The 24,948-nt window shown below is 31.3% G+C and carries 24 protein-coding genes, 1 tRNA gene and 1 pseudogene; 4 read left to right on the top strand and 22 right to left on the bottom strand.

Annotation, left to right across the window (positions count from 1 at the left end; translation table 11 throughout):
• Positions 1-13 precede the first annotated feature (13 nt).
• The 4 genes from LDP15_RS06250 to wecB all read right to left on the bottom strand — a co-directional run bounded on the left by LDP15_RS06250 (position 14) and on the right by wecB (position 4,580).
• Positions 14-1,129, bottom strand: coding sequence for a glycosyl hydrolase family 8 (locus tag LDP15_RS06250; RefSeq protein ID WP_012897105.1), 1,116 nt, complete (start codon positions 1,127-1,129; stop codon positions 14-16).
• Between the two features lie 11 nt (positions 1,130-1,140).
• Entirely contained in the window at positions 1,141-2,457 is a 1,317-nt protein-coding gene (locus LDP15_RS06255; RefSeq protein WP_015426003.1) for a glycosyltransferase family 2 protein, read from the bottom strand.
• A gap of 145 nt (positions 2,458-2,602) precedes the next feature.
• Positions 2,603-3,448 (bottom strand): hypothetical protein, encoded by an 846-nt coding sequence (locus LDP15_RS06260; RefSeq protein ID WP_012897103.1) that lies wholly within the window; start codon positions 3,446-3,448, stop codon positions 2,603-2,605.
• Between the two features lie 19 nt (positions 3,449-3,467).
• On the bottom strand, positions 3,468-4,580 hold the full coding sequence (gene wecB / locus LDP15_RS06265) for a non-hydrolyzing UDP-N-acetylglucosamine 2-epimerase (protein WP_225513339.1): 1,113 nt from the start codon (positions 4,578-4,580) through the stop codon (positions 3,468-3,470).
• A 490-nt stretch (positions 4,581-5,070) separates the two neighbouring features.
• Between wecB and LDP15_RS06270 the strand changes: the two genes are divergently transcribed.
• Positions 5,071-5,424 (top strand): helix-turn-helix transcriptional regulator, encoded by a 354-nt coding sequence (locus LDP15_RS06270; RefSeq protein WP_015426002.1) that lies wholly within the window; start codon positions 5,071-5,073, stop codon positions 5,422-5,424.
• A gap of 555 nt (positions 5,425-5,979) precedes the next feature.
• On the opposite strand, the gene LDP15_RS06275 is transcribed toward LDP15_RS06270, so the two are convergent.
• The 13 genes from LDP15_RS06275 to LDP15_RS06335 form a co-directional block, all read right to left on the bottom strand.
• Positions 5,980-6,378 carry an XRE family transcriptional regulator gene (locus tag LDP15_RS06275; protein WP_225513617.1) on the bottom strand — a complete coding sequence of 133 codons (399 nt, stop codon included), beginning with the start codon at positions 6,376-6,378 and terminating at the stop codon, positions 5,980-5,982.
• Positions 6,379-6,857: 479 nt separating this feature from the next.
• Positions 6,858-7,796 carry a N(5)-(carboxyethyl)ornithine synthase gene (locus LDP15_RS06280; RefSeq protein ID WP_015426000.1) on the bottom strand — a complete coding sequence of 313 codons (939 nt, stop codon included), beginning with the start codon at positions 7,794-7,796 and terminating at the stop codon, positions 6,858-6,860.
• Between the two features lie 38 nt (positions 7,797-7,834).
• Positions 7,835-8,785 (bottom strand): CorA family divalent cation transporter, encoded by a 951-nt coding sequence (locus LDP15_RS06285; RefSeq protein WP_029344972.1) that lies wholly within the window; start codon positions 8,783-8,785, stop codon positions 7,835-7,837.
• A 124-nt stretch (positions 8,786-8,909) separates the two neighbouring features.
• Positions 8,910-9,461 (bottom strand): Asp23/Gls24 family envelope stress response protein, encoded by a 552-nt coding sequence (locus LDP15_RS06290; protein ID WP_015425998.1) that lies wholly within the window; start codon positions 9,459-9,461, stop codon positions 8,910-8,912.
• Positions 9,462-9,481: 20 nt separating this feature from the next.
• Positions 9,482-9,670, bottom strand: a complete 189-nt coding sequence (locus LDP15_RS06295) for a DUF2273 domain-containing protein (protein WP_015425997.1) — start codon at positions 9,668-9,670, stop codon at positions 9,482-9,484.
• Positions 9,671-9,679: 9 nt separating this feature from the next.
• Positions 9,680-10,240, bottom strand: a complete 561-nt coding sequence (amaP, locus tag LDP15_RS06300) for an alkaline shock response membrane anchor protein AmaP (protein ID WP_012898582.1) — start codon at positions 10,238-10,240, stop codon at positions 9,680-9,682.
• A 29-nt stretch (positions 10,241-10,269) separates the two neighbouring features.
• The gene (locus tag LDP15_RS06305) at positions 10,270-10,509 is read right to left on the bottom strand and encodes a GlsB/YeaQ/YmgE family stress response membrane protein (protein ID WP_015425996.1); all 240 of its coding nucleotides are present in this window, start codon (positions 10,507-10,509) and stop codon (positions 10,270-10,272) included.
• A gap of 516 nt (positions 10,510-11,025) precedes the next feature.
• The gene (locus LDP15_RS06310) at positions 11,026-11,226 is read right to left on the bottom strand and encodes a cold-shock protein (RefSeq protein ID WP_011835124.1); all 201 of its coding nucleotides are present in this window, start codon (positions 11,224-11,226) and stop codon (positions 11,026-11,028) included.
• Between the two features lie 277 nt (positions 11,227-11,503).
• Entirely contained in the window at positions 11,504-11,704 is a 201-nt protein-coding gene (locus LDP15_RS06315; RefSeq protein WP_015425995.1) for a cold-shock protein, read from the bottom strand.
• Positions 11,705-11,834: 130 nt separating this feature from the next.
• Positions 11,835-12,035 (bottom strand): hypothetical protein, encoded by a 201-nt coding sequence (locus LDP15_RS06320; RefSeq protein WP_011835139.1) that lies wholly within the window; start codon positions 12,033-12,035, stop codon positions 11,835-11,837.
• Between the two features lie 101 nt (positions 12,036-12,136).
• Positions 12,137-12,210, bottom strand: a tRNA-Met gene (locus LDP15_RS06325).
• Positions 12,211-13,630: 1,420 nt separating this feature from the next.
• Positions 13,631-14,503 carry a fructokinase ScrK gene (gene scrK / locus LDP15_RS06330; protein WP_029344971.1) on the bottom strand — a complete coding sequence of 291 codons (873 nt, stop codon included), beginning with the start codon at positions 14,501-14,503 and terminating at the stop codon, positions 13,631-13,633.
• 12 nt (positions 14,504-14,515) lie between these two features.
• Positions 14,516-16,468 (bottom strand): sucrose-specific PTS transporter subunit IIBC, encoded by a 1,953-nt coding sequence (locus tag LDP15_RS06335; protein WP_015425992.1) that lies wholly within the window; start codon positions 16,466-16,468, stop codon positions 14,516-14,518.
• Between the two features lie 179 nt (positions 16,469-16,647).
• Here LDP15_RS06335 and LDP15_RS06340 point away from each other — a divergent pair, with 179 nt between their 5' ends.
• The 3 genes and pseudogenes from LDP15_RS06340 (at position 16,648) to LDP15_RS06350 (ending at position 20,220) form a co-directional block, all read left to right on the top strand.
• Positions 16,648-18,066, top strand: a complete 1,419-nt coding sequence (locus tag LDP15_RS06340) for a sucrose-6-phosphate hydrolase (RefSeq protein ID WP_015425991.1) — start codon at positions 16,648-16,650, stop codon at positions 18,064-18,066.
• Positions 18,048-19,019 carry a LacI family DNA-binding transcriptional regulator gene (locus LDP15_RS06345; protein ID WP_017864246.1) on the top strand — a complete coding sequence of 324 codons (972 nt, stop codon included), beginning with the start codon at positions 18,048-18,050 and terminating at the stop codon, positions 19,017-19,019. Before LDP15_RS06340 ends, LDP15_RS06345 begins: the two co-directional genes overlap by 19 nt.
• Before the next feature lie 89 nt (positions 19,020-19,108).
• Positions 19,109-20,220 (top strand): annotated as a pseudogene (locus tag LDP15_RS06350) (IS3 family transposase).
• Between the two features lie 513 nt (positions 20,221-20,733).
• On the opposite strand, the gene LDP15_RS06355 reads toward LDP15_RS06350, so the two are convergent.
• From LDP15_RS06355 to LDP15_RS06375, 5 genes are all read right to left on the bottom strand, one after another.
• A complete protein-coding gene (locus LDP15_RS06355) occupies positions 20,734-21,378 on the bottom strand; it encodes a histidine kinase (RefSeq protein WP_015425987.1) in 645 nt (214 codons plus the stop codon).
• Positions 21,365-22,093: a lantibiotic ABC transporter permease gene (locus LDP15_RS06360; RefSeq protein WP_014570414.1), complete on the bottom strand. Its 729-nt coding sequence runs from the start codon at positions 22,091-22,093 to the stop codon at positions 21,365-21,367. Before LDP15_RS06360 ends, LDP15_RS06355 begins: the two co-directional genes overlap by 14 nt.
• Before the next feature lies 1 nt (position 22,094).
• Positions 22,095-22,772, bottom strand: a complete 678-nt coding sequence (locus LDP15_RS06365; RefSeq protein ID WP_015425986.1) for an ABC transporter ATP-binding protein — start codon at positions 22,770-22,772, stop codon at positions 22,095-22,097.
• Positions 22,773-22,870: 98 nt separating this feature from the next.
• On the bottom strand, positions 22,871-24,214 hold the full coding sequence (locus LDP15_RS06370) for a HAMP domain-containing histidine kinase (protein ID WP_225513590.1): 1,344 nt from the start codon (positions 24,212-24,214) through the stop codon (positions 22,871-22,873).
• A complete protein-coding gene (locus LDP15_RS06375) occupies positions 24,207-24,893 on the bottom strand; it encodes a response regulator transcription factor (protein ID WP_014734918.1) in 687 nt (228 codons plus the stop codon). The genes LDP15_RS06370 and LDP15_RS06375 overlap by 8 nt, the downstream gene beginning before the upstream one ends.
• Positions 24,894-24,948: the final 55 nt, after the last annotated feature.

Raw genomic sequence — 24,948 nt, forward strand, 5'->3', positions numbered from 1 at the left:
AGGAGCTTCATTTTTAACTGAACAGTACCAAAACCAATAAAGTATCGTCGTAGTAATTATGATTTAAACTGCCATAATCCAAAACAAATGATTGTTCACGATGAAGTGTTTGCCATCTTTGGCTAATTGAAGAAGCATAAAATATTGGAGCTGAAATACTAGTTGATTGAAATTTATTGAGTGGTTTACCAGACATAGTATAACCACCACTTATTTTTTGAAGAGAACTAAAAAATTTCATCATTTCTGTCAATACTTGTTTTTCTTTACTACTTTTATTTTTGTTAATTGCTAAATTATATGGGACTCGAAATGCATTGTAGTAATAATCGTCATCATGTTTATTTAATTTTAGGTTTTTATCCTGAGATAAAGAATGTACTTTATTTCCGTTCGTCACTTGGATAAAGTCTGGAACTAAACCAACTTTGCTTTTATGACTAGCTTGATAAAGGCTATCAAGCATTTTAGTTTTAATTAGCCTCCATTGTGAATTATTTGAAAACTTATAAAATTTATCAAAAAAGGAGGGTAAAACATCAGAGGTTCTCATCAAATTTTGATACTTTGATGAAGCATTTGCCCAATTACCCACTGTCAAAATATTGTTATTGTGATTAACATTATATGTTAAAATATCATTCAAAATTTGTTTTGCAGTAGTTTTATAAAGAGGTTTATGCTGTGACCATTTTTCAGAGGCTAAAATTAATGCATAAGCAATATATAAATCACCATCGGTGGCATTATTATTTAAATCAGTTTGTTTTTGTGTCTTGCTTCCATTAATATAACGCCAAGACATAAGACTTGTTCCCTTTATTCGATGATGAGTGTAGTAAGTAAAAAAATCATGAAATTGACTTTCTGAAGCCTTATCTTGATTATTCAATACAGAAATTAACATGCCATATCCCTGAGCTTCAGACAAAGCAATGCGATTTTTACTATTAGCTGAAGTATTGACATAACTTCCTTGAGAAGTTTTAACAATATACTTATATTGCCATTGATTATAAATTTGTTGTTTATTGTGTTGTGAGCTTTCTTCTTTTATATACATCACGGAAAAAATAAAAAGTAATATAACAATAAAAAACCAAACAAACGATAAAATTCTTTTAGACATCTATACTTCCTTTAATCACCAAATCTTTTTGTTTTGTACCATTTTGTACCATCTCTATGTAAAATATGGTCCAAAAGCACAGACACCACAGATACAACAGAAACAACAATAAATAGTTGAGCATATGTTACATATGATATCAGTGCAACTGATAGATTCTTTACCGTTAGTTGTCCAAATTGGCTCGCGAGCGCTATATTGATTTGCAATAGATAAATACCAACCATCAAAAACCAATTTATCATCAATAAATTCGCAAGTTCAATGTTATTACTACCAATTGTAAATAAAATATGGGTACTTGGATTAAACATACTGATTCCCCAAGTCACTATGTTAGCCACAAAAATAATATCAGAAATGACGATTGCAGCATTAAACCAAAAAAATGTACTAATATAATAGAATACTTCCCACTTTATTCGCCAAACGCTCCTATCAAATAAATGTTTGAAATTATCCAAGATCACCTGATAATTCCCCTTTGCCCAACGTTTGCGTTGGTGGTAATAAGCTGACACTGTCTCCGGTTCTTGTTGGAAAGCTTCTGAATTGTGTGCCAAAGCAATTAGCTTCCCACTTTGCATTATTTTGAACGAGATGGCTGTATCCTCAGTCAATGCTCCATTATCCCAACCACCAATATGTTTAACAAAATCAGTTTTGATGATAAAATTTGTACCAGGGATTCGACCAATTTTGAATAGGTGCCATAAACCTACATGATGAATTCTTTGTGTATTAACAATTTCCAAGTTAATACACCTTGTTAAAAAATTCTGTTTATAATTTCTGGTCTTATTTCTACCAAAAACGGCCCCATACTTCTCAGGATTTTCCAAAGCTTTCTCTACTAAAAAGTGAAGTGCATTTTTTTCAGGCATTGCATCGGCATCATACACACAAATCCATTCACCTGTGGCAATACTTAGAGCATCATTCAGTACACCTGCCTTACCACCCGTTCCGGTTCTTTGAATAACTTGAGCACTAATATGTTTATACTTTTCTAATGACACAACACTTATTATTTGATTATATGTGTCATCTTGACAATTATCCGCATATAACAGTAATTCTAACTGTGTCTTAGGATAATTTAAATTCATTATGGATTCAATAGTTTGAGCAATCACAACCTCTTCGTTGTGAGCAGGGACCACGATAGTAATTTTAGGATAAGTTGCTAATCTAAAGACTTTTTGACGTTCTTTCTTAATAGTGGTTAACCAAAAATGGGTTGCGCTAAATAGGATCATCAGTCCCAAACCAGTAGCTATCCAAATGGATATAATTGCTAATATCATAATTGTTTGGATAAAATTCATTCATTCGCCCTCCACTTTAAAAGTGTCAATCACTTTGTAATAAATTATCCATAAGCAAACGAAGAGGATAACGAAACTTGTAAAAAATATGCCTGTCACTAACCATGAAATCAGTACGAAATTGCTTTCTGTCATTTTTTAATCCTTATAATAAGTATTCATCAATTAAATCCGTTTCTAGATTTCTATAAAGCTTTTTCAATACATCATCAAAATTTAAAGGGTGCTGTTGATCTAGCTTTATACTCGCAAATTGATAACGTAGTTCATGTTTTTTTCCGTTAAGCATAAAATATATGTCATTAAGTTGTTTGCGAGTCTCAACATTTAATGCATTAACCTCGTCTTCTTCCATTCTTAGACTCACAATAATAAATTCATTATTATCAAAAGTAAAAATACGCTCACTAGGAAGACGTTTATCTTTTAGTAACACCGAGATATCTGAAAGAACTTTAAACAGTTGATTTTGATCTGCATACTCTCGTTGTTCATAGTATGGAAGTGAGATTAAGGTTAACACCACAAGTTGCTCACTATCAGAAAATTGTGTGACAATTTTGTCATAATATTTTCTAAGTGATACTTGGGTAGGTGTTTTAGTAATCAAATTTTTCTTTTCCATTTTACGCATAATCAATTTTCGATTGTTAATCAATGTACTACGACTCAAAATTCGTATACGAATTAATGAGCTCATAGTAGCGAAAAAAGGAAATATAACAAGTAATAAAGTTTTGACTATACCGTTGACTTGCGAACCAATATTCAAAACAAATGCAATACCAATAAATGTAACAATCGTTACTAACCACACTAAAATAATACGATCAATAAAAAAACCAGTTATAATACTAATCAAAATTATAACTGTTATTGGAATCATTAGATATTTATCTAGAAAACCAACGAGAGTTGTTATTGCTAAAATAAAAACAATAAACAAAAGAATTGTAACTTCTAATGTCAATGATCTAATTTTATGTTTCATTTATAAATTACCTACTAAACTATTGGAAGTGATGATAAATAATATCTAAAATCCGTTCAGACGCTCTACCATCACCATAAGGATTTTTAGCACTTGCCATCCCTTGATAAATATTTTCATCATCGAGTAATAAACGCATGTTTTCTTCAACAATGTCAGACTGAGTACCAATTAATTTCAGAGTACCAGCCGCTACACCTTCTGGTCGTTCTGTATTTTCTCGTAAAACTAAAACCGGCCTCCCTAGAGACGGTGCTTCTTCTTGCACACCACCAGAGTCTGTCATAATGAAAAAACTACGAGCTGCAATATTTTGAAAATCAACCGTATTTAGCGGTGGTAGTAAATGCACTCTATCAATATCATCAAAGTATTGATGGGCAACCTCTTGTACCTTTGGACTCAGATGGACTGGGAAAATAACTTCAACATCACTATACTGATTAACTACATTTTTGACTGCACTAAAAACTGAATCCATACCACTTTCTTGGTTTTCTCGTCGATGCATTGTTAGCATAATAATGCGATGTCCTTCAGTTACCTTATCTAGTACACTGTGATTATATTCTTTACGAACGGTGTACTTTAGAGCATCGATTGAAGTATTACCAGTTACAAAAATGTTATTTCTATTATGATGTTCTAAAATCAAATTCTCTTGGCTTTGAATAGTTGGTGCAAAATACAAATCCGCGAGCGTATCAGTTAATCTTCGATTCATTTCCTCTGGAAAAGGTGAGTATTTATTCCAAGTTCGTAATCCTGCTTCAACATGACCAATAATAATTTTATGATAAAATGCACTAACACTTGCAGCGAAAGTTGTCGCTGTATCACCATGAACCAAAACAATGTCTGGTTTATCCTTTTCAAAAATTTTTCCTAATGATTTAATAACATCAATTGTTATGCTTGATAAGGTTTGTTCCTTCTTCATCAAATGTAAATCATAATCAGGGACAATTTTGAAATCACTAAGAGCTTGATCCAACATCTCTCTATGCTGTCCGGTCACAACAATAATTTCTTGAAAATGATTGTTATTTTCCATCGCCTTAATAATTGGGGCCATTTTAATTGCTTCTGGTCTAGTTCCAAAAATAAGCATTACTTTAATTTTCTTCTTCATAATATCCTCTTTGTATTATGTAAGTCTAAATAAATTTAAAACTTTTTAATTGGTTTTTATACATGTTTGAAAATGATCACTATTGATAAAGTCGCTCTTAGAAAGTACTCATTAAAAAATTCAATATTCATTTGATCTTTCGGATTTACCACTTGATTCAACTAAATCATTTAGAAGATGGTAAAAAATTAATCATTCATAAATATAATTGTCTTTTTTCAGAAAAACTTTAATTTTTCTGAAAAACCAAAGCAAAAATTGCTTAATCTAAAACCATTTTGGTGCTTTTTTTAGTTTTCAATACTATCCTAATTATATAAAACTAAACCTATTAATGCAAATTACAATATTGGTTCCAAAATTTAAACCATAAGAAACTTTACATATCAAAAAAATATAATTTTAATCAATTAGCATAGATTTTCAAGCTATTATTTACGAAAAATTAAAGTTTTCCTGAAAGAAATGAATAAAAAGAGAGATTATATTCATGAATGATTTATTTTATCGTAGGCTAAAGGACTTGATTGAAAAAAGTGGTAAATCTGCAAATCAAATAGAGAGAGAATTGGGATACCCAAGAAATTCGTTGAGTAATTATAAGTTGGGAGGAGAGCCCTCTGGAATAAGGTTAATTGTATTATCAGAATACTTCAATGTATCTCCAAAATATCTGATAGGTTTAATTGATGATCCTGCCAATAGTTCCACAATGATTTTAAGTAATGAGCACAATGATAGCCCTCCAATTAATATTTTTAAGAGTCTAACTCATAAGGAGAAAAAAGAAATGTGCTTAATCTGTCAAAAATGGCTTTTTTTTGAATATCAGGTAGATTTATAACATAAATAAATTTCATATTATGCTATAAATGGTGCTGAACCGTTTTATGCAAAACTAAATATAAAATCATCAAAAAATGCTTTTAGTTATGGTACGAATACTGTAAACCTACAAGATAATTTTTATTTAGGATATGAAGTATTTTATGGAATAAAATATAAAATTATATCTCCACAAATTACAGTACAACAGGACTAAATCGATCGGTTAAAATATATAAGAAAACTACTAAACTAGTCTTGTTTAGTAGTTTTCTTATTTTTCTTATTTTTTTGATTTCATTTCAGAAAAAAGCGTGCACTTTTTTAATCTTAAGAGAATATATTTTTATGACTTATTATCTGATTTATATCTCAATTGAAATATAGCATAATACAATAGACTAAATAAGAAAATAAGTCCAAGTATGGAAGTCATAACATATCCCGAACCATAAAAAGCCCAAAATCTTGAAAGCCCCCCATAAGTACTATTAATCTCAAAAGGTTTCACAAAAATAAATGATAAGGGTATTCTTATGATAAATTTATAATAAACAAAATGTTATTACCTGATTTAAGGATAATTAATTGGAACTGGCACATTTAGTAATACTAAGATTATCATAACTATCGGAATTATAAATAGAATGAGAAATATTATTCTACCAATAGGATGTTTAGGATTTATATAGACCCCACCCATACGAGGTCTTGTCAATTTTGAAGAACCTTTAAATATAAAAATAGACATTTTATAGGCAAAAAATAGTAGTACGATAATTAACGATAAAACTATTATATTAAAAACCTTTGTTACCATTGGATTAGGTTTTTTTCCAAATAACGTATGAATTGAAAATACACAAATAAGTAGTAGCAAAAATAAATATATTCCAACATGTACTCGTTCATATGTCAAAAAGTTTTTTGGGAACTTTTTGTTTTGAACAATGTTTTTAGTGAGCTTTTTCATATATACTCCAACTAAGTAAAATTCAAACTTCATAGACAATTGTGAAATAATTATCAATCTATTTTTATAATATACCTATATTTATAAAAAATCAAAAATTTTATTAGTCAAATATACTTTACACCAAAAATATTTATCTATAATTTTTAGCGTATAAGACACATTAAAACTATGAGAAATTTACTAAATAAAAAATCACTAGTTATTATTACCAGTAATTTTTTATTTAATAAATTTTTTATATACACTTTTTCTTTACTTGGTTAGTTTTTTGGTTAGTTTTATTTTATCAAACTTCAAAATCACTTATTTTAAGCATTCCAAGCATTTTCTTACTTTAATACCACAATAAAAAGCAATAAATTTATAACGCCATCTAATATACAATTATTTAGGTAAAGAACTATCTTTATATTTTGTGGCTTTCTACACTTGGTATGATAGTATATAATTTAAAAAATCAAAATATAAAATATCATTTATTTAAGAGGTAAAACCTTTTCAATAAAAAGGGAACAATCCTTATGAAAAATATTCTCACTCAAATTCTTACTTAATTCTTGACTCACATTTCGATAGATGAGTGATGGAGTATTTTGAACAACATAATAGTATTTTCCATCATTTTCGTAGATAGGGGCATCTATACTAGTAAAATGAGTTCCTTCAATAGTATTTCCAGCATCAGCTGCTACATCAATTATTAATGCCCCTTTTTTCAATGATTTTTGTTCTGAAAAGCTTAAAATTGGATCATCATCTTTCCCAATTTCAATTCCATTAATAATGATGTCGTACTTTGTATAATTTTCTTTGAAAATTGACATTGTTTTTCGATAATACATTCGGATGTTTGAGGAATATTTTGAGATACTACTAAAGGCACCTTGCGCAACATTTCCAGAACCTAAAATAGCTATTTTTGTCTCTTCAGTTGGAATAAATCCATATTGCAACAAAGCGTCTATAACCCCTGCATAGCCTGCGTAAAAACTATTTTTATATAATAGTCCCTTTGGAATACCTGATTCAAATATCTCATTTTCATAATAAATGCAAGGCGAGTTACTATCTAAATCTACAACAATTAACTTTTTAGGCAGAGCTTGCTCTTTCATGAACGATTGTCCTGAACCAAAAGGATGTGTCCAGCCTATAATCATCTGTCCCTCTCTAAGATGGGAATAGTCAGTAGGCTGGATGAGTTTTAGTGAGAAGATTGCTTCTGATTCCGCAAAGACTTCAGCTCTTGATAAAATGTGACATCCTTTGTCAATGTATTCTTGATCATCAATATCAAGAAATTTTCCAAACCCCTCCTCTACCAATATTTCATTTTTAAAATCTTTAATATCTTTTGGTAGAAGTGGGACTCGTCTTTCTCCAGGGAAGTTTGCTTTTACTAGGCCAATTTTCATAGTTTTTCCTTCTTTTCTTTATAATTTTATAAATTTTTCTAAAGAGATTTTTTCTTTTTTAACCAGTACCAAACTAATAGACTGATTAGAAGTGAAATAACAATTACAAGTAACGAACCATAAGGGACACCTTGAAAAGGCAACTTGAGATTTATTCCCCAAAACCCATAAGTAATTGTTGGTATTGTTAAGACAACTGTAAGCTCAGTTAACGTTTTCATAATATTGTTCAACTGAAACGAACTATTATTATTTATAATTGCATCCAAGCTAGAAAGGTACTTATTATAAGCTCTTACCAAAGACTCTAAGGTGTCCATCCTCTCTTGAAGAAGAGTTACTTCAGTTTGCATATGAATTTCTTTAATATTTTCCATTTGTTCTCTTTTTATAAAGCTTAATATTTTTCTATCGGAATCAATAATAAAATCTAACAAGATAAGATATTTTTTCAGTCGCAAAATTTCATCAAATATTGTCCCTGAAGGTCCTATACTTTGTATTTGTGTTTCCAACAAACTAATTTCTTCTCTTTTCTCTTTAACATCTTTAATTACTTTTTGGATGCTCACATTCAAAAGCTGGATAAAATTTACCTCACTTCTTTCAACATTTTCTTCTGTATTGTTAAAAAAATCAGAAATGAAGTCTTCTTTCTCACTCGTTACAATAATGAGCTTTTCCTCTAGTTTTAAGATAACTAAAGCCTTTATTTTCCGATTCAAATCATTTTTCAAGTTTTGGTGAGGTAAAATAAAAAGTATCTTTAATTCTTCTTTACCTGTCTTTGTATCAGATATCTCGTGTATCACTTCCTCTTCTTCATACAAAAGGTTTTCCAAATCAAGCTGATACTCTTCTTTAAAAAAATCGTAGATTTTATTTTTAGGGTTAAAAAGATATACCACTGAGTGTAAAGAATTACTGTTTGAACAGTTAAGCTCCTTTAAATTACTATTTCCCCCGTCCACTTCAATATAATCTATCATGAAAGATCTCCTTAGACTTATTTGACTCGATACTTCTATCTAAATAAAAAACTATATAATTGAACTCACTTACTAAAAAAGCCTCATAATAGAGGCTTTTATTTCTCACGATTTATCTAGAAATTTATTTAACTCTAGCTTCTTTATCTGTATTGTCTTCTACTTTGTCTTTTACTTTATCAACTTGTTCAGAGGTGAATTTTCCAGTTGTTTGAGCCGCGCTAGTCACTCGATCTTGAATACTTACATCATCTTCTTTTTGTTGCTCTTTCGTTTTAATATCTGTGACTGTTACGTTAACTTCAACAACTTCCAATTCTGTCATTGCCGCAACCTCTTTACGAATGACTTCTTTAATTTTTTCATAAATATCAGGCACATTCTTACGATATTCTGTAACTACTTTCAAGTCTACTGCAACCTGTGTTTTCCCAACTTCTACGTCAACACCTGTTGTAACATCATCAGTATTAATAAGTTTTCCTGTTAAGTTTGAGAAGAACCCACCTTCTACAGAAAGAAGTCCATCCACTGATTCTAATGCTAGTCCTACAATCTTTTGCACAACTTTATCTTCATAAGTCAAAGTCCCCTTAATTTCTGGTTGGGTTTCCTTTGTTTTAGGAGTTTCTTTTTCTGCCATTGTTCCAAATGCTTTCATGTTTTCTTGTACCATAATCTTCTCCTTTTATAATGTTATTTACGATTTATAAATTGATCAATGATTCCTGATTTTTTTAAAAATAGACCAATGTAAATTCCTAATCCAATTAAAAATAAAACCAGAATCATTTTCCAAAATCCAATAGTGAAGATACACACAGCAATGAGTGCACCTACGATTCCCCCTATAATCGGGTATCGATTTTTTTCGAAATAATCCATTGATCCCTCCTACATAACACGTTGTCGTTTAGGGTTATCGTCTTTACTTAATGTATTGACTTTTACTTTAAGTTTAACCGTATGTTCCAATCCAAAGAATTTTTTTAAGCCTTCAATGATTTCCTGTTCCAGAACTTGGGCTTTTTGTGCCACTTCAACTCGAGGAATAATCTCACCTTTTATATCAATTTTTATCTTATTTTTAAAAAGTGAAACAGCGATTTTTGAGTTTTTAAGGTAATCATTTTCTTTTACTTTTTCACCTACAAAACCTTCAATGGCAGACTTTTTTAAAGTTAAATCTCCATTATTTGAAGTGAGTTGTACATCCATATAGGTTCGAGGATAAAAAAGAATTACAATCAAGGCGAGAATTAATATGACTGTTAAAACGATGTTCCCCCAAAACAAATAGTCTGTCATATATTTTCCTATGAACGGAATGTTACTAGAGGTCGTTGTCCTCCAATCATACTCCATGAAATTGTAATAATCCCAAGTCATTGGTAGAACAAGCGTAAGTAAAAGGAGATCAAGGATAATGAGTATTATTTTCTTTCCAGTTGCCAAAGTTCCTCCTTTCTAGATCCTAAGATCTACTAATTCATTTTAGATAGGACGAAAGATACAACAGCAACCACAATCACTGCACCAACAATGGATGGGATTAGCGCCATACCAGCTAGCGAGGGACCCCAAGTTCCAAGTAAGGCTTGACCTACAAAAGATCCAACTAACCCTGCTAAGATATTAGCAATCCAGCCCATTGAACTTCCCTTATTTGTAATCGCACCAGCGATTAATCCGATTAATGCACCAATAATTAATGACCAAATCATAAGCCACCTCTTTCTAAAAAATGTAATTTATTTCTTACTTTAATTTAACACATATAGAAAGCGCATACAAGAGATATGATTTGTTTTTTTAATTTACTAATACCAATAATTGTGGCACTTCAAATAACTAAAAAAAATAAAAAAAGCCAGCATTGCTGGCACTTATGTTTAAGGTACTCCATTATAACATATCTCTCTATTTTTGATCTTAAGACTATCTATATGGTATTATTAATTTGTATGTTTTAAATATTAACTTCTTAATCTATGAACATGCACCAAAAAACTGCCTATCATTATGTGCTGTGATAGGTGGTTTTTATATAAATCTTTTAAATATAAACTTTATTTAATAAATATTGAAAAAACCACTCTATATTAGAGTGGCCCTAATTTATGCATGGGAAGTGTGAGTTTCCTCTTGCTGGCTAAGTATATCATACTCTCTCATAATTGCAACTGAATATAAAAAAACTGAAGTAATGACTCCAGTTTTTGCACGATTTTCAGATATAATTATGCTTTTGTGATATTAACTGCTTGAGGTCCACGTTGACCTTCTTCAACATCAAATTCAACTTTTTGACCTTCGTCAAGTGATTTGAATCCATCAGATTGGATTGCTGAGAAGTGAGCGAACAAATCTTGACCATCTTCAGAGGTAATAAAACCAAATCCTTTAGTAGCGTTAAACCATTTTACTGTTCCATTTGCCATAATATTTATTTCCTTTCGACAAAAATTGTAAATCTCATTTTGCGAAAAGTGAATCTATAAAACATTTTACTCATGACAAAATCTACTTCTTCATAGTAACACTAATTATACTCAATGTCAAACTACTCTCTCATTAATAAAATCCATATCGTAATGACATGGATTTTATGAACTGTAGGGAAAGCAACTAATCTTCCCCTCACTCAGTATAACATTTTAATTCATTTTTGCAATAGCAATAAATAAAAAGCACAGGACATCCCATGCTTTAAATCATTTATCTTTTATGTACGTTTGAAGCATAACGCCCACGAGACGTCATTTTGATATCAAAAGTAACCTTTTGACCTTCATCGTATTTTTTAAATTCATTTCCTTGAATAGACAAGAGGTAGGCAAACACATCTTGCATATCATCTGCCATAATAAAACCATAGCCTTTGTCAGCGTTAAACCAATTTATTGTTCCTTTATTCATATAATACATCCTTTCGCATCATCTGTAAATCCTATTTTGCGAAAAAGTGCATTCCTAAAACATTTAAACTCGAGACAAAACCTACCTCTTAATAGTAACACCTATTCTTACCAAAGTCAAATTGGTCTATTTAAAACTTATTGATCTTCTTATGATTCCCAAGATTTTCATGAGGATTTGCTTTAGCAAGTGTCAAGGTTTCTCTATCCACAACTCTGACATCATGGTTTTCTAATTCAACAATTAATGCATTCTTATAGAGATTAACATCTCCAGAAACGACTGTTGCTTGTTCCCCATTAGATAATGTAATTTTATCTCCTGTTTTCATTTTTCACTTCCATTCTAGGCTCCGCCTATTTAACGAAAAAATTTCACTTTAGGGTGAGTTTTTTATAAGAAAAATAAGGGCTCCCTAAAGCCCTTAAAATATTGCGGGAATAGGATTTGAACCTATGACCTTCGGGTTATGAGCCCGACGAGCTACCTAACTGCTCCATCCCGCTTCGCAAGTATAACACTAATATCAGTTAAAGTCAATTTAAGCCTTAAACTTCGATAATTATTTAACTAAAAAATGTTCTTGTGAACAGAACTCAAAATTTTTCTCACATCAGAAAACTTATTACTAGGTATATAACTAATATACTTACTACAAACCCAAAAAATAGTAAGCTTATAATCGCTTTTTTCTCTTTATTCTTATTCGTTAGACATTCCTCACTCTTATTAGCAACTTAATTCTTTACCACTACACATTATTTTAAAAAAGCTACTCACAATTGAGCAGCTAATGATGAAGGTGTGGTGCTTTCGCTAAACCACCCATGAGCTAAGTATATCACTTTAATTCCAAATTACAATAGTAATCAAAAATAGAAACCAATTTTGGTTTCTATTCTACAACAGAGACTGTGATCTCATAAAATTAAGTATAGCACCTTGTTAAGCTCAATACTGATTATTAGTTTACAAAGAGAAAAACATATAGCTTAACAAAATAAAAAGTCATTAGTTCAATTCTTAATGACTCTTTAGTTTATTTTTTGTTGAAATCTTCTAAAATAATATACTTAGTTCCTTAACTTTATAAACTCAAAAATTCAATGAGATTAAATCGTAGCTATGATTTTATACTATAATTGCCCCAAATTTGTCCCATTTTATTTTTCAATTTAAGAGGTTTTCTATGAAACAGGTTTATAAAGGCTTATAGAACCTGAATTTAACTTTGAGAGCGACCTAAATAATCCCCTCTTCTCCTTACAATATATATCTTTTTTTATAACTATTTTGTATTTTTATAATTTTACACTTGTTTTTTAAGTAAATATAAAATTATTAAGAGTTTTTCTAGTATCGATTTATTCGGTAAATTTTATTTTAATTTTTATAATACACTGTTACAAAGGCAGTCATGAATATTCCCATATTTGAAATAAACGCTCAACGCGTTTGCTTAATATTAAAACACATAAAATAAAAAGTCACTAAAGTTTAGTGGCTCTTTATTTTATAAGTTTTCTATTGTTTTCAATAATGTCTAGTTGATTTATATATTTTAAATTTTACCCACTATTTACCCACTAAATTTTATTTTAGTTTCTATAATGCATTGCTACACAGGCATCCAATAATATTCCCATATTTGAAATAATTTTGGGCATTTCAACTTTTCTTATTCTAAATAAGATAATACATAATTTGTGAAATACTGCCTTCCAAAGTAAGACCTAGAAATTTACTTTTCTCATACTTAAATTATTAGGTATTTAGCATCACTAAAAGAACTTTCGATTATGTTGCAAAAAGTTAAAAGATAACAAAGAAATGAAACTTTTTTATAGTTGTAATATTGCCGTAATATTTACAATTACCATTATATTTTGTTGAACTACATGCTAGAAATATATAGATTTTATATTATTATTCTTTTGTAAATAAAGAATATGCTAAATAGAAATTTCCTAACGTTGCTGAACCATTTTCTTTGACAGTTGGTAAGCGAATATACTTTTCTACAGAACAAGGCAGATCAATATAATTATTAAGCATAGAAATGAATTGTTTTTGTATAAGTGATATCATATTTGGTTTTTCCATTACACCACCTCCCAAAATTATACACTCGGGAGCTAATGTCAATGTTGCATTAATAGCCGCTTGAGCAATATAATAGCTTAAGATATCCCAGATAGGATCATCTGAAGAAATTTTTTCCCCAAGTATTCCTGTTCTAGCTTCAAGACTCGGACCCGCCGCAACTCCTTCAAGACAATCACCATGGAAGGGACAGATTCCTTCAAAAGTAAGATCATCTCTATGACGATTTATTCTTTGGTGCCCCATTTCCGAATGCCCAATGCCACCAATAAAATATCCATTTTGAATTGCTCCCCCTCCAATACCTGTACCGATTGTTAAATAAACAAGATTTTTTATTCCTGTATTTTTCATTTCACCATAGGCTGAGGCGTTTACATCAGTAGTAAAATATATTGGAATATCAAGTGCTTCTTTTAATTGGCCAACTAAATTTATATTTTTCCAACCAACTTTTGGCGTCGAAGTAATGTAACCATACGTTTTACTTGAAAGGTTTAGATCAATAGGCCCAAATGATCCTAAACCAATGGCAGAAACTCGGTTTTCTTTAAAATATTTAATCGTCTTACTTATAGTTTCTTGTGGCGTAGTAGTAGCAAATTTGAATTTTTTTATAATATTAAAATGTTCATCTGCAATAGCAAGTACAAATTTTGTACCACCAGCCTCAATTGATCCATAGTATACGGACATAGTTCGCTCCCTCTAGTTCAATAATAGAATTTTTTCTCCAACTTTGATATCAACATTTTCACTCAATGGCAAAATCTCATTGTAACTTGCTGAATTTGTAATAACAATAATTACAGTATCATCGAATCCACTCTTCTTGATTTCTTCTTTATCAAAAGATCCTAGTAAATCCCCTGCTTTTACTTTCTGGCCAACTTTAACATTTTGTATGAATCCATTACCATTCATTGAAACAGTATCTATTCCAATATGTAAAAGAACTTCACCTCCATTTTTTGTTTTTATACCATAAGCGTGACCTGTTTCATAAGCAATAATAATTTCTCCGTCGGCTGGTGAGAAAAGTTCTCCAGATTTAGGCTTGATTGCAATACCTTTTCCCATAATTTCTTTTGAGAAAACAGGGTCACTTACATCAGACAGAGGAATCACAAATCCATTTATTGGAGCAAGGAGTTCGCCACTTTTAACTGGATCGATAATAACTTTCTCAGGTTGGTATTGAGTTGTTGCATTCTGTTTATTTTTTTCTTTCGTAATAGATTTAGCTTCCATCCGCCGACCATAGATTGAGGTAACAACAAAAGCAATAAGAAAGCTAATAAATATCGAAATCATAAATTGTAAGTTATAGCCAGCTTTAATAGAGATAAAGCCAATTAATCCTGCGGATCCCAGACTAACCGCAAGGACATGGAATAATCCCATAAATAATGAACCAATTGCTGAAGCCCCAAGAGCAATAAAGAACGGATATTTTAGTTTTAGATTAATCCCAAATAACGCAGGTTCTGTAATACCTAGAATAGCAGATACACCAGCTGGAGCTGCAAGAGCTTTTGTCTTAATGTTTTTAGTAACAAATAAAATTGCAAAAGTTGCACCAGCTTGAGCCATATTTGCGCAGGCCGCAACTGGAAAAATAAAGTCTCCACCAATACCACTGTGTTGATAGTTTGTGATTAACATTGTTTCAATGGCCGGAAAACTCTGATGTAATCCAGTTACTACTATTGCCGAGTAGAAGCCTCCAAACACAAGCATTCCTAGTGCCCCTAATGTGTTATAAAGTCCAACCAAACCATCTGTCAAGCCATTTGATACAAAACGAAGTGCTGGTCCCACAATAGTGAATGTGAGAAATCCAGTTATGATGACTGAAAGTAACGGAGTAAATGTGAAGTCTATAGCATCGTTAAGGTATTTATGAAAGAATCTCTCAAGTTTAGCAAGGATAAAAGCCACTCCAATTACAGGAAGAACTTGTCCTTGATATCCAGCCTGGGCAACTTTAAAACCAAAAATATCCCAATAAGTCATTGTATGATTAGAGATTGCTTCAGCAACATTATATCCATTAATAAGCCCAGGCATTACCATAATCATACCTATAACAGCACCTAAATATGGGTTTCCACCAAACCTTTTTGTGGCAGAATATCCTATTAAAATTGGCATGAATGTAAATGGTGCGGCACTCATAGTATTAACAATATCAGCAAATCCTTTCCACATCGGAAACATTTCAACAAGTGATTTCGTCGCGAAAAGATGTTCAGCTGTTAGCGCATTATTAAGAGCCATTAACAGACCACCAGCTACAAGAGCTGGTATCAAAGGAACAAAAATATCAGAAAGCAGCTTTACAAGTGCCATTACTGGATTTTGTTTTTTTTGACTTCCTGCAATCTCTTTGAGATCTGCAGTTGATGCTTCACTTATTCCTGTAAGTTTAATAAATTCTTCGTATACAGTGTTAACATCACCTGGCCCTACAATAATTTGATATTGACCAGCTGCTTCAAAAGTCCCCTTAAGATCTGGGTCATTATCTAGAGCCTCTTGATCAATAACGCCAGTATCTTTTAGGACTAAACGTAGTCGTGTCGCACAATGTGCAGCTCCTTGAATGTTATCACGCCCAACTGCATTTAAAATGCGTTCAGCTACCTGCTTATGATTCATAATTTTCTCCTCAAATAAAATGATTTCGCTTACAGAAGTTATTTTATCATTTTTCTGATATATGTCAAGCGTTTGCCATACTTTTTTATTTTTTTATTTTTCCGTGCTTATTTATATTGATTTTTTTATAAAAAACGTTTATCATAAATATATATAATTTAGTAAATGAGGAAAAAAAAATGAAATGGTCTACCAAACAACGATATCGTCCCTACGATAGTTATTCTGAAAATGATTTAGAGAGTTTACGCAAACTGGCACTAAAATCTCCTTGGAAATCAAATTTTCATATTGAACCAGAAACTGGACTTCTTAATGATCCAAATGGATTCTCTTATTTCAATGAAAAATGGCATTTGTTCTACCAACATTTTCCTTTTGGGCCAGTACATGGTTTAAAATCATGGGTACATCTAGTCTCAGATGATCTCGTCCACTTTGAGAAAACAGGGCTAGTCCTTTATCCAGATACAAAATATGATAATGCTGGAGCTTATTCTGGGTCTGCTTTAGCTTTTGAAAACTCCTTATTTTTAATATATACGGGTAATCACAGAGGCAAAGATTGGGTTAGAACTCCATATCAACTCGGAGCAAAAGTTGACAAAAATAATCAGTTAGTCAAATTCACTGAACCACTAATTTTTCCTGATTTTTCTCAAACAACCGACCATTTTCGAGATCCCCAAATTTTTTCATTTAAAGGACAAATTTATTGCTTGATTGGTGCTCAAAGCTCTCAACAAAATGGTATAATCAAACTTTATAAAGCAATAGAAAATAATTTAACTGATTGGAAAGATTTGGGAAACTTAGATTTTTCAAAAGAAAAAATGGGTTATATGATTGAATGTCCGAACCTTATATTTGTCAATGGTAGATCAGTATTAGTTTTTTGTCCACAAGGACTAGATGAATCGATTGTTAAATATGATAATATATATCCTAATATGTATGTTATTGCGGATGACTTTACTACTGGTTCAAAAAATCAGCTAAAAAATGCAGGACAACTAATTAATTTGGATGAAGGTTTTGACTGTTATGCTACGCAGTCATTTAATGCACCTGATGGCTCTGCTTATGCCATTTCATGGCTAGGTTTACCTGAGACATCATACCCCACTGATAAATACAATGTTCAAGGTGTCTTGTCCATGGTTAAGAAGCTTTCAATAAAAGACAACAAATTGTATCAATATCCAGTTGAAAAAATGAAAGAATTAAGACAAAAGGAACAAGATCTCTTACTAGCAGATAATAACATTATTACATCTAACTCTTATGAACTTGAGATCGATTTTCGTCAGCAAACCTCTACACTTCTATCTTTAATGACAAATGAAAAAGGGGATAGTGCACTTAAAGTTGAGATAGATAAAGAAAATAATACTATTACACTTATAAGAAATTATGAAAAACGTTTGGCACATGTTAAAATAGAAAAAATGAATGTATTTATTGATCAATCAATTTTTGAAATTTTTATTAATGATGGTGAAAAAGTATTATCAGGTCGTGTATTTCCAAATAAGAATCAGTATTCGATTAGAAGTCAAAATCCGATAAAAATAAAATTATGGGAGCTAAAAAAGTGATTAAACTTGAAGATGTTGCAAATAAAGCTGGGGTTAGTGTAACGACAGTTTCGCGTGTTATAAATCGTAAAGGATATTTGAGTGACGCAACAATATCAAAAGTAGAAAAAGCAATGCAAGACTTGCATTATATTCCAAACGCAGCCGCACGTTCTTTGCAAGGAAAGTCTTTAAAATTAATTGGGCTAGTATTTCCAACTATAAAAAATATTTTTTATGCAGAATTGATTGAAAAAATTGAGCAAGCTCTTTTCAAACGAGGTTACAAAGCTATGTTAGCAACAACAGAACATGATGAACAAAAAGAGCGAGACTATCTTGCCTTATTACTTTCTAACCAAGTTGATGGAATTATTTATGGGAGTCATAATTTAAAAGCACATGATTATATAGCAATTGAAGCACCTATTGTTGCTTTTGACCGTTTATTAACCCCTGAAACGACTGTTGTTAGCTCTGATAATTTTGAGGGAGGAATCCTAGCTACTAAAGCTTTGATTAACTCTGGAAGTAAAAAAATCGCCATATTTACTGGGAACGATAATACCAATTCTCCTACATATTTAAGGCGTGATGGATATCTGCTTGAGCTAGAAAGAAATCAATTAAAGCCTCATATAATAAAAATTCCTTCTCAATGGACTCTTCTTCGCAAAAAAGTTGAGATCAAAAAAATACTAGAAAACAACGATTTTGATGGTGTATTTTGTACAGATGATTTAACAGCTATATTAGTAAAAGATCTCGCCTCAAATTTAAAAAAATCACTTAATGTGGTAGGTTTTGATGGAACTGAATTTATAGAAAACTACTATCCTAACCTAACAACGATAAAGCAACCAATAAATGATTTAGCGGAACTCTTAGTTGATTTAATCATACGAAAAATTGATGGAGATAACATTGACATTACATATCAACTTCCTGTTCAGCTACATTATGGTATAGATTAAAAATATATTTTACTTCTTCAAAAAGACACTGTGATGCTATCCTTAATTCTTAGAGTCACTATTGTATAATTTAGACAAAGGATAAAAACATGCAAAAACGCTACTCACAAGAATTTAAAGACACCCTTCTCGACTTCTATCATTCTGGGCAATCCGTCACACAGCTTTCTAAAGAATACGGCGTGGCTCCTGCAACGATTTATAAATGGATCGACCTCTATTCTAAGTCTAATGAAAGCTCAGTCTCTAAAGATGATTTTCTAGAATTAAAAAGACAGCTGGCTAAAGTTAAGGAAGAACGAGACATCTTAAAAAAGTATTGACCATATTCGCCGAGAAAAAGATGTGAGTGCTGCGGATATGTCTCAAACGATTAAAACTTTAGCACTCAATGTCAGACTCAGTTGCCAACTGCTTGGTGTTCCTGAAGCAAGTTATTATGAGAGAATCAATCGACGGCCATCCAAAACTCAATTAAGAAGACAGCACTTGGCACTGAAGATTGACCAACTTTTCAAGGCGAATCGGGGAATCTATGGGGCACCTAAGATTCATCACCTCTTACTCAATCAAGGGGAAAAAGTAGGGATAAAGCTCGTACAAAAAATAATGAAACAACTTCAGCTCAAGTCCGTCGTCGTTAAAAAATTTAAACCCGGACACTCCGTAAGTGATGGTATTAACAGAAAGAACCTTATACAAAATGAGCCTAAAAAGATAAATAAGGTTTGGGCAACTGATATTACTTATATTCCTACTCAACAAGGCTGGGTTTATCTCTCAACCATTATGGATCGTTATACTAAAAAAGTCATTGCTTGGGATTTAGGAAAGCGAATGACTGTAGAATTAGTGCAAAGGACTTTGAATAAGGCAATGGAATCACAAAATTATCCAGAAGCTGTGATGCTTCATTCTGACCAAGGAAGTCAGTATACGAGTCATGAGTATGAAGAGACAATAAAAAAACTCTGGAATGACTCACTCCTTCAGTCGTAAGGGCTATCCTTATCATAATGCCAGTCTTGAATCTTGGCATGGACATTTAAAAAGAGAGTGGGTCTATCAATTTAAATATAAGAACTTTGAAGAAGCCTATCAGAGTATTTTCTGGTATATTGAAGCCTTTTATAATTCAAAACGCATCCATCAGAGTTTAGGGTATCTTACGCCTAATCAATTTGAAAAAGAAATCACTTAAAATAAATACATTAAAATTATACGTTTTTGACTCTAATAAATTGACTTAACGTCAGTTTTGCTTTGGTTCATTTTATTATTATCAACGATACATCTTTTAATTCTAGGTTAAAATGCACTTTATATGTCTATCAAAAATAATGAAAAATCCAAGTATTTATACTTGGATTTTTCATTGTTTAATTTTCTCTTTTATATAGAAACTCATATTCTTCACAAATAACTGGCATATCAGTTTAAAAATGTTATATGCTTTAAAGAATCTCTCATGAGCTTGACACCAATAACTCCAAAAGAAAAAGTGTAAGTCGATAGGAAACCACTTTATAAAAAATTACTGAGAAAAGAAAACTAACGACGGAAACATTATTCTTAGAGTAAGAACTGTCACATATTGATAGAAATTTTATTCAAACTTATGAGTCTAAAGGTACTTTGAATAAATTACTATAGACAGAAATAAGAGATAAATAGCAAAAACATATTAGGTCGAATTACCATAAGAAAAAATACTTTATCTAATCTTTTTTTTAGATAATGCTACAAGAATTATTGTGGATAAAACAATCCACCCTACGGCAGCTATCAGATAAGCACACCGCCCATTTATCATAAAATTAACAGGTAAAGCAATAGGACACCAATAAGCTGCTAATAAAACTTTATTACTGGCAAAAATAATGAGTAATATTTCAATAATCGCGATAATCATGCTCCCTCCTCGATTGATTATAAAGGTCAATAAAAGATGAAAATGATTAAGAAAAATTGCCATCAACCAGCTAGCTGTTGCGATCATCATTCCTTGTTGCCCTACTGCCTGTGAAACTCCCGTAATTATCCAGATCATTGCTGATGGAAAGAACAAAAGGAAATCCACTACTATTAGCTTTGATAACCAAATTCTGCTACTTTTTTTATTTACATTTATTTCTTGGAAACGATTGGCCAGACTCTCCTGTTCAAAGATTAGAATAGACAAAATTGTAACCAGTAACGGAAAAAACAAAAAAATCATGAGCGACAAATCAGTCATTGAAACATGACTTCTTCCAAAAGCTAAATAAATAGGAACCGTTAAAAGCTCTAATAAAGTAAAGAGAAAAACTAAATAAAACCCTAAGCTATTTTTTAATTTGAGACATTCACTTCTTATCATGTTCTATCACTCCTTTAAGTAAATACGAAACTCCTATCGTTACAACTATGGAAAGTCCAAATGGTAATAAAACTTCCCAAATACTGAAATTTATCTTCCCTGTTAACAAATCTCCTGATGGTTTGATATTTAACAAACTTTCTGTAACTTTATAGTGATAAGTGTATGGTAGCAAGAACCATACTGGAGTTTGTGCAACAAAAGGGGCAACAATTAAACAAATCAAGGTATTCGCAGCTAACAATACGTAAGTATTAATCCACTTGAAAATCAAGTATATAAAGGGTAAATTCCAAGAAGCTGCTAGTAATATAGCAATCAATGCCACACTTACTTTCATAAAATCCACCACTACAATACCTTGAAACACAAAAGCAACCAAATAAAGCAAAATAATCAAGACTATGCTCGCTAGTATACCTCTTAGCCAAATCAACAACATTTTGGCCAAATGAATTTTCCAACTCAGCTTTTTCCATTTCACATTTTGAAAATTTCCAGCTTGCTCCTCTGATTTTATATCATAAAGAAAAAGCAAACTCATCAAAAGGAATAAAAAACCAGTTTCCCACCAATAAATTGAAAAAACACTAAAAATCTGTATTCCACCCATAAGAAATGCTATAAATAGAGTCACAAAAGGGATAATTAATACCAATCTAAGAGTTCCTGATTTTTTTAATTTTATTGCTTCTGATGCTATTATTCTTTTCATATCACATTCCTCCATGCACAATCTTAAAGAATAACTGTTCAATGTCGTCTTCTTTATTGTTCGCATGATTATAACGAATCTTACCTTTGTTCAAAATAATAATTTGACTAGCTACTTTACTTATTTCGTGCAACTGATGACTAGAAATCAAGATTGTCACACCTTTAGCTTTAAGTTTTAAGATTAAGTTTAACAACTCCGCAATACCATCAGGATCCAAACCATTAGTAGGTTCATCAAGAATTAAAAATTGAGGTTCTGTAAGAATAGCCATACCAATTCCCAAACGTTGTTTCATCCCTAAAGAGAATTTTCCTGCTCTTTTCTTTCCTGTTTCTGCCAAACCAATCACTTCTAGAGTTTCATGAATTCTCTTATCTGAAATTCCAAAAAGCAAAGCCTTAGTTTTAAGATTATCGAAAGCAGATAAATTCATATATATTGCTGGAGCCTCGATTAAGGCTCCAAGTTGATTATTTGTCTTTTCTTGTCCATCAAAAAAAATTTTTCCAGTATCTGCAGAAATTAAACCAAACAAAATTTTCATCAAAGTTGATTTTCCTGCACCGTTAACTCCTAATAAACCACAGACTGTTCCAGATTTAATATCAAAACTGATATCTTGTAGCACCTGCTTTTCTTTATATGTTTTAGAAAGATTTTGAATTTTTACCTGCATTATATTTCCTCACTTTATTTTATGTTTAAAAAAAGTATATAAAACAATTTTCAGAATCTATTCAGAAACAAAAAAAGTAATCCTTAGAGATTACTAAATTACTTTTTTATTTTTAGGATAACTTCTGCCCCACCTTTTTGAGGATTACTGAGAATTAAGTTTCCTTGATGTTTTAAAGCTACACCTTGAGCAAAAGATAGTCCAATCCCATAGTGTTTCCCACTACGTCCAGTATCTTCTGTGAAAAATAGTTTTCCAGCATTTTTTTTTGCTTGTTCAGAAAAAGGATGACCATTATTCCAGATTTCAAAATAGAGATATTTTTCATCATCATAAATACTCAAACTGACTATTTTTTCACCCTCTTTAGCATACTGACAGGCATTAACAAAGATATTGATAAGTGCTCGACTTAAAGCTAATGTATTTCCGTAAAAAGTGGTTAAATCTGTTTTTTTAACTAGCTGATAATCCACTTGATAAGTTGTTGACAACTCTTCCAACTCAACTGATAAATCTATCAAAAAATCCTCCAGGGAGATTCTCGCTTTGTAATCATTTTCATCATTCAAAAGTTTTGTATAACTAATCATTGTGTTAAAATACTTGTCAAAAACAGTCAAACTATTTTTCATTGACTCAATAAAATCAGCTTGTTGTTCATTTACTTCAGTCATCTCTAGCAGTTCAATATTTCCTTTTAATACTGTTAAAGGTGTCTTAACATCATGTGAAAGTGCAGCAACCTGGAAGGATAAATCATGTTTTTCATGACGCTCCGCTTCAATAAGGAAAGCTAACTCCTTACTTTTCGAATATAAGTTATTCAGAACCTGATCAAATTCAATAATTTTTGATTCCTCTTGTTCAGGAAAAGTAGTTATTTCCCCCATCTTCAATGCAATCTTTTTAACGGCTTGAAAATTCTTAGAAAATTCTCTAATGAGATGATAGACAGAAAAAATAATGAGTATTATTTCACCAAGAAAAAAGAAAAAGTAAGTAAATTGATTATAAGAAATTGAACGAAGCGTATGATTTGTAAATTCAGGCATACTGTTTTGTCTTAAAACAACTGAAAAATGCTTATTGCTTGAATAAGTATAAGTAATTTCTCCTTCTGTAATATTATGTGAAGACTGTTTTGAAGCTACAAAACTAGGTACATCCGACTTGACATAATGTCCTCCCAAAATTTTACTTGTATCATTGTCAAAAATAATATAATCATATGGGTAGTGTTTCATATCACGTTCGATATCAGAAATAGTTAAATTATCTGAATCTAAAGATAAACGAATAGTTTCTGAACCACTGATTTGTCCAATTTGTCGTAGAAAGAAAGTCAAGCCCAGTAACAACAGGATAAGTAGACAAGTACCTATGATAATTTCAATGACAGCTTGCCATATCCGTCGACGCATTGAATATTTTTTAACCATGCCACTGATACCCAAGTCCCCGAACCGTTTTTATCGGATTAATATCGTATGGTGCAAACTTACTCCTAATCTGATAAATATACTCCGAGATTGACCGAAAAAGTGCATTAGAATATTCATCATATACGTCATCATAAATATCCTCTCTCGTATAAACTTTAGAAGTTCGTTGTGATAGTAATTCAAGAATATCGTATTCACGACAAGTCAGTGGAATTGTTTGACCATTGACACAGACTCGCCTTTCTTCTAAATAAAATGTAATTGGTCCTAAATCTCTACGAATCTCTGAAAAAACATGAACTGCATGTTTATTGCGTTCCTCTCGCTTTATATTTGCTTCCACTTTTGCAACCAACTGTTTAAGGCTAAAAGGCTTAGTAATATAGTCATCCCCACCAATACCTAAGCCGTTTATAATATCCTCTTCTGTATCTTTCGCACTAACAAAGATAATTGGAGTTGATATTTCTCTGCGAATCCTTTTACAAATTTCTGTCCCTTCAATATTTGACATCATGATATCTAACAAAATCAAATCAAATCCCTGAAAATCAGTAATATCCAAGGGAAGTGAAATGTTTTGATGCGTCGCAACTTCATAGTTTCTCATTTCTAATGCTGTCTTCATTAATTTTAAAATTTCCTGATCATCATCAACTATTAAAATTTTATACACCACTTTACCTCCGATTGTTTAGTACTCATTACTTCATTATACCATTCATTCTGAA

The organism is Lactococcus sp. SK2-659 (assembly GCF_020218185.2).
GTDB classification, from domain to species: Bacteria; Bacillota; Bacilli; order Lactobacillales; family Streptococcaceae; genus Lactococcus; species Lactococcus lactis.